At 72.4% G+C, this 1,774-nt stretch carries 1 protein-coding gene; it reads left to right on the forward strand.

The window, feature by feature from the left end:
* The coding region (locus GA0115259_RS35340; RefSeq protein WP_161230558.1) for a polyketide synthase at positions 1-1,774 on the forward strand (1,774 nt) is incomplete at both ends.

Here is a 1,774-nt window from a genome sequence, read left to right on the forward strand (position 1 = left end):
GGAGCCGATCGCCGTCATCGGCATGGCGGTACGGCTGCCCGGCGCCGCCGATCTGTCCGCGTTCTGGGAGATGGTGAAGGCAGGCGAGCGCGGTATCGAGCACTTCGACGCTCCTGACGGCATCGTCGGAGCGCGCAGCCAGATGGACGGGCTGCTGGCCTTCGATCCGGACCACTTCGGCATCGGCCGCCAGGAGGCCCGGCTGATGGATCCGCAGCAGCGGCATCTGCTGATGAGCTGCTCCGACGCGCTCGCGCACGCCGGGATCGGCGATCCGTCCCGACCGCGCGTCGGGCTCATCGCCGGAGCCGGTGAGAGCACCTACTTCCAGGCCATGCTGCGCGAGGCGGATCCGGCGCGGCTGCCCGACGGCTTCCGGCTGGCCCTCCACCACGAGAAGGACTTCCTCGCGACCAAGGCGGCCTACCATCTCGGGCTGACCGGCCCGGCCTTCACCGCACAGGCGGCCTGCGCCAGTTCCCTGGTCGCCGTCCATCTCGCCGCCGCGCTGCTGCGCCAGGGCGACGCCGACGTGATGCTGGCGGGCGGTGTACTGGTCGATATGGAGCTGACCGACGGATACCGCTACCGCCCTCAGCACATCTTCTCCGTGGACGGTCACTGCCGGGCGTTCAGCGACGACGCGAGCGGCACGATCGGGGCCAGCGGTGTCGGTGTGGTGGTACTCAAGCCTCTGGCGCGGGCCCGGCGCGACGGCGACACCGTCTACTCGGTGATCACCGGCTCGGCCGTGAACAACGACGGCTCCGACAAGCTCAGTTACAGCGCTCCTTCGCTCCAGGGCCAGCGGGAGGTGATCCGCTCCGCCCTGCGGCGCGCGGGCCGGAGCGGCGCCGACCTCGGCTATGTCGAGGCGCACGGCACCGGCACCCGGCTCGGCGATCCGGTGGAGGTCGGCGCGCTGCGCCAGGCGTTCGGCGTGGCGGAGTCCGGCCGTACCGCCCTGGCCTCGGTCAAGAGCCAGATCGGTCATCTCGGCGCGGCGGCGGGCGTGGTCGGACTGGTACGTGCCGTCCTCTCCGTCCACCACGGTTTCATCCCGCCACATGCCGATTTCCATGCCTTCAATCCGCAGATCGGACCGGATCCGGTGCCGTTCTACATCCCGACGCGGGCGCGGCCCTGGCCCGCCGACCGGGACCGGGTGGCCGCGGTGAGCAGCTTCGGTATCGGCGGCACCAACGCGCATGTGGTTCTTGAGGCGGACGGACCGGGCATGGAGCCGGGCGAGTCCACCGGGCCGTCGGCCGCCACGGTGCCCTGCCTGGTGCTCTCGAACAGCAGCGAGGCCGGGCTGCGGGCGGATGCCACGCGGATCGCCGACTATCTGACGGCCCGTCCCGAGGAGTACGGGAAGGTGCTGCGCCATCTCCAGGCGGGCCGTCCGGCGCGGCGCCACAGGATCGCCGCGGTCTGCCCGGACGCGGGCGCCGCCGTCGAGTGGCTACGGAGCGACTGGACGTCGTACGACACGGCGACGACGGCAGTCGCCATACCTCTCCCGGCAACGATCCCGGCGACGGACCGATCGGCGGAGGACCTCGCCGCCGCGTGGCCGGCCGGCCGGAGGATCGACTGGCCGACGGGACCCGCGCAGGCACCCTGGGACTTCCCGGCGCCCGCCTTCGACCTGGCGGACTACGACTTCGTACGCGCGGCGGAGTCGGCGGAGGGCACCGGCCCGGTGGACGTGGCAGGACCGCGGCGGCTTCCGGAGGCCGACTGGCTGCGCCAGCCGCACTGGGTACGGCTG

Origin of the sequence: Streptomyces sp. MnatMP-M17, from assembly GCF_900091995.1 — a bacterium.
In the GTDB taxonomy this organism is placed as follows: Bacteria; Actinomycetota; Actinomycetes; order Streptomycetales; family Streptomycetaceae; genus Streptomyces.